Below are 4,667 nucleotides of genomic sequence, written 5' to 3'. Positions count from 1 at the left end.
GAAAATATCTTAACATAATTGATTTAGCTTGTCATAGTACAAAAAATAATTATGCTAAAAGTGGACATTATCATATTTAAATAATAGAATTTACTCTTTGTTTATAATTTTTAATAATATTAATACTAATTAATGTTGCCATTAAACAAGTAATACAACTAATAATATTTAAAACAACAGCAACAATAGTAATTTGATATGAAAAAACTTTATTATCATTAAATTGAGGTAAAAGCACAATAACACTAATAATTTCGCAACTTGTTCCAATAATACCTAAACAAAAACTAAGAAAATCAAGCGAAATACTAAATTGATCTTTTCGATATAATTTCATATTTTGTTTTATCAAAGTTTTCTTTAATCTAATTAAACGGAACATTAAGAAAAAAGGTAGAAAAGCTAAAGTAAAACTAGTAATATCAAAAAAAATTGCAACAACAGTTATTCAAAGTGATGCTTTATCATTATCTCAAAAAGGTTGTAATGCTAAAATACTTAGAATTCCCAAAAAAATACCTATTAAACCAGTTCCAAAACTTATTAAATCCATTTTAAGAATTTTTTTATTAAACTTTAAAAAATATACTCTTTTTTCCAAAGTGACAAATCCTTTCATGTCTATATATAAGTAAAATTTTATCATATAAATGGAAATAATTTTCTCCAATTTTAGATTACAAATAAAAAGAATAACTATAGTTGTGTTATTAATCTATTGTTTGTTGAAATTTCAGTATTTTGTACATTAATTGAATTTATTTCCTTAACAAGAGAGACAATATTTTCTTTAAATAAATTAAGTCTTTGTCTTTTTTTTCTAATTTTTATTTCAACTTTATTCAAACTTTTTTTGATATTACAAATTTTTAATCCAATTTTATAAAGTTGCTCTTTTTGATTATTTAAAACAACTTTTTCACATTCTATTCTATTAACTAATCTTATTTCAAAATTATAATAACCAAAAGTGAAAAACTTAACTAATTTACTTTTAAATTTAAAAATCTTACTTGTTTTCTGTTTTTGAAAAACTTCTAATTTTTTAAGACTATTATTATGAAAATTTAAAATAATTTCTTGTTGATTATTAATTTTATATAATTTTTCTTTTAATTCTCATTTTTTACTACTTAATTTACAATTTAATTCTATTTTTAATGCTGTAATTTTATCAATAAGTTTACCCTTTTCCTTCTGTTTTTGTTCCTCTCACATTAAAGTAAATTCAAGTAATTCAAACTCTAATTCTTTATCTCATGGAAAAAAATTTTCTTTTTCAAACTTAAAAGAAAGAAATTCAAGTTCTTTTCTTTCATCATTAAATACTTCATCTTTTACTTTCACTAAAAATTTTTGCATTCATTGATACTGTTTTTCCATTATTTTTAAATTTTTTTTAAAAAAATCTTTTTCAAAAAAAATAAATCAATATTCTAAGTATTGTATATTAGAAGAAGTGCTAAAAACTTCTTTTAACTTTATTATATTACTTTTAACATTTTGTATAGTTGAATTTATAAGTATTTCTTTTAAATTTGGTACTACTTCTAAAGACATTTTATTTCTCCACTTCTTTTGTTAAAATTCAAGAATACTACAGAAAATATTTTAATTATTTTCTATTCAAATCGCGATTAATAACTGCTTTTAAATATTGTCCAGTATAAGACTTAGGATTTGTTATTACTTGTTCTGGTGTTCCTGTAGCAATGATTTCACCACCAAATTTACCACCCTCAGGTCCTAGATCAATAATGTAATCAGCAACTTTAATAACTTCTAAGTTATGTTCAATTACAACAACAGTATCACCATGATTAACAATTTTATTTAAAACTTCAATTAACCTTTTAATATCATCAACGTGTAAACCAGTAGTTGGTTCATCTAAAATATACATAGTTTTGCCAGTAGCACGTTTTTGTAATTCTTTAGCTAGTTTCACTCTTTGTGCTTCACCACCAGATAATTCAGTAGCGGGTTGTCCTAATTTTACATATCCTAATCCCACTTCTTGTATCATTGCTAACTTTTTATGGATTTTTGGATGATTAGCAAAAAAAGTTAATGCTAAATCAACAGGCAGTTCTAGTACATCATAAATATTTTTACCTTTATATTTAACTTGTAATGTTTCACTATTATAACGTTTTCCTTCACAAATTTCGCAAGTTACATAAACATCAGGTAAAAAATGCATCGCAATTTTAATAACACCATCACCAGAACAACGTTCACATCTTCCTCCTGGTACATTAAATGAAAATCTACCTTTAGCATATCCTCTAATTTTTGCTTCTGGTGTTTGTGTAAATAAATCACGAATATCATCAAAAACTGAAGTATAAGTAGCAGGATTACTCCTTGGTGTTCTGCCAATCGGTTCTTGCGAAATAGCAACAATTTTATCAATAAATTCAATCCCTTTTATTGCTTTATGTTTTCCTGGTCGTTGTCCCTTTAAACCTAAATACTTTTGAATACTAGTATATAAAATATCATTAACAAGCGTTGATTTACCACTTCCTGAAACACCAGTAACACAAATAAATTTACCTAAAGGTAATTTAACATTTATTTTACGTAAATTATTAGCTTGTGCTTCTTGAATTTCAATAACTTTGCCATTACCACTTCTTCTTGATTTAGGTAATGCAATAAATTTTTCACCATTTAAATATTGTCCAGTAATTGAATTAGGATTATTAGCAACTTGCTGTGGTGTACCTTCAGCAATTACTTCACCACCATAAATTCCAGCTTTTGGACCAATATCAATTAATCAATCTGCTGCTCACATTGTATCTTCATCGTGTTCTACTACTAATAATGTATTATCAAGATCTCGCATTTGTTTTAAAGTTTCAATTAACTTAACATTATCACGTTGATGTAAACCAATTGAAGGTTCATCAAGAACATACAATACTCCCGTTAATTGTGAACCAATTTGAGTTGCTAATCGAATTCGTTGTGATTCACCACCAGATAAAGTTTGTGCCATTCGTGATAAGTTTAAATATCCTAAACCAACATTAGTTAAAAAACTTAAACGATTAATGATTTCTACTAATATTAATTTAGCAATTTCTTGTTGATAAGGTAATAATTTAATATTTAACATAAATGTTAAACTTTCTTCGATGTCTAAATTAGTATATTGACTAATATTCATTTCTTTATTATTTTCATCTTTAATTTTAACTGCTAGTGCAAATTCATTTAATCTTGTTCCTTGACAAGTTAAACAAGTACGTTCACTCATAAATTTACGATAATAATCACGGGCAAAATCACTAGTTGTTTCTAAAAAACGTCTTTCAATTAAAGTGGCAATACCTTCAATATAATCATGATTAGGATATTTACGACCATTTGCCGAAGTAATACTGAAAGTAATGGCTTCATCACTACCACGCATAATATAATTAAGTTGTGCTTTTGTTAAATTTTTTAATGGCTGATTCAAATCAATTAAATAATGATAACAAAGAACTTTTAATTTTTGTCATTCTAAATTACTAGTACCAACTAAGTTTTTATAATACTCAATGCCACCATCATTAATTGATAATTTTAAATCTGGCATTAATAATTCTTCGTCAACTTCTAATTTTACTCCCAAACCTTTACAATCAAAACACGCTCCACTGGGTGCATTAAAAGAAAATAAACGCGGTTTTAAACTGGGAATTGAAAATCCACAAATTTTACAAGCATACTTTTGAGAAAATAATCACGTTTCATTTGTTTGCGATAAAATAACCTTTGCTAAACCATTACTATGATTTAAAGCAACTTCTAAAGCATCATGAATTCGTGAAATAGTATTATCATCATTGGTAAATTTAATACGATCAATAACAATATCAATATCATGACGTAATGATTTATTCAATTCAATTGGTTCATCTAAACTATATATTTTATTATTAATTTTAACTCGCAAAAAATTTTCTTGTTTTAATTTTGCTAATAAATCTTGATGACTACCTTTTTTAGCATTAATAACTGGTGCTAAAATTTCAATATTAGTATTATCTTCTAACGTTTTAATTTTATTAACCATTTCTTTTAAAGTTTGCGTGCTAATTGGACCATGACCCTTATTACAATAAGGAGTTCCAATCCGTGCATAAAGTAAACGCAAATAATCATAAATTTCAGTAACAGTACCAACAGTACTGCGAGGATTATTACTTGTAGTTTTTTGATCAATAGAAATTGCTGGTGCTAAACCATCAATAGCATCAACATCAGGTTTTTCACTGTTTCCTAAAAATTGCCGAGCATAGGCTGAAAGTGATTCAACATATCTTCGCCTTCCTTCTGCATAAATTGTATTAAAAGCTAATGATGATTTACCACTTCCTGAGACACCAGTAATAACTACTAACTTATACTTTGGAATTTTAATATTAACATTTTTTAAATTATGTTCACGTGCACCTTTAACAGTAATATATTTTTGATTATCTGTCATTTATTCCTCCACTTATATGCTCTTTCTAATTAATTATATACTATATATAGTTAACTTTAATAGCATTATTGCTAATTAATACTAAAGAATATCAATTATAATTATTTTAAAATATTATCTAAATCAATATTTAAAATTTTAAAATTATTTAGTGCAAAAAAAGTATATAAAAACTGCCATA

Annotated in this window: 3 protein-coding genes; all 3 read right to left on the bottom strand. The window is 25.3% G+C overall.

Annotation, left to right across the window (positions count from 1 at the left end; genetic code table 4):
• Window positions 1-76 precede the first annotated feature (76 nt).
• Window positions 77-619 carry a hypothetical protein gene (locus tag M0D11_RS05265; RefSeq protein WP_252320754.1) on the bottom strand — a complete coding sequence of 181 codons (543 nt, stop codon included), beginning with the start codon at window positions 617-619 and terminating at the stop codon, window positions 77-79.
• A gap of 77 nt (window positions 620-696) precedes the next feature.
• On the bottom strand, window positions 697-1,560 hold the full coding sequence (locus M0D11_RS05260; RefSeq protein WP_252320752.1) for a hypothetical protein: 864 nt from the start codon (window positions 1,558-1,560) through the stop codon (window positions 697-699).
• Window positions 1,561-1,615: 55 nt separating this feature from the next.
• The gene (gene uvrA / locus M0D11_RS05255; protein ID WP_252320750.1) at window positions 1,616-4,486 is read right to left on the bottom strand and encodes an excinuclease ABC subunit UvrA; all 2,871 of its coding nucleotides are present in this window, start codon (window positions 4,484-4,486) and stop codon (window positions 1,616-1,618) included.
• Window positions 4,487-4,667 lie beyond the last annotated feature (181 nt).

The sequence above is a fragment of the Spiroplasma endosymbiont of Lariophagus distinguendus genome (assembly GCF_023846195.1).
Taxonomy (GTDB): Bacteria; Bacillota_I; Bacilli_A; order Mycoplasmatales; family VBWQ01; genus Spiroplasma_E.
The sequence above is the reverse complement of the archived record's forward strand: the minus strand, read 5'-3'. Positions and strand labels throughout refer to the sequence as shown.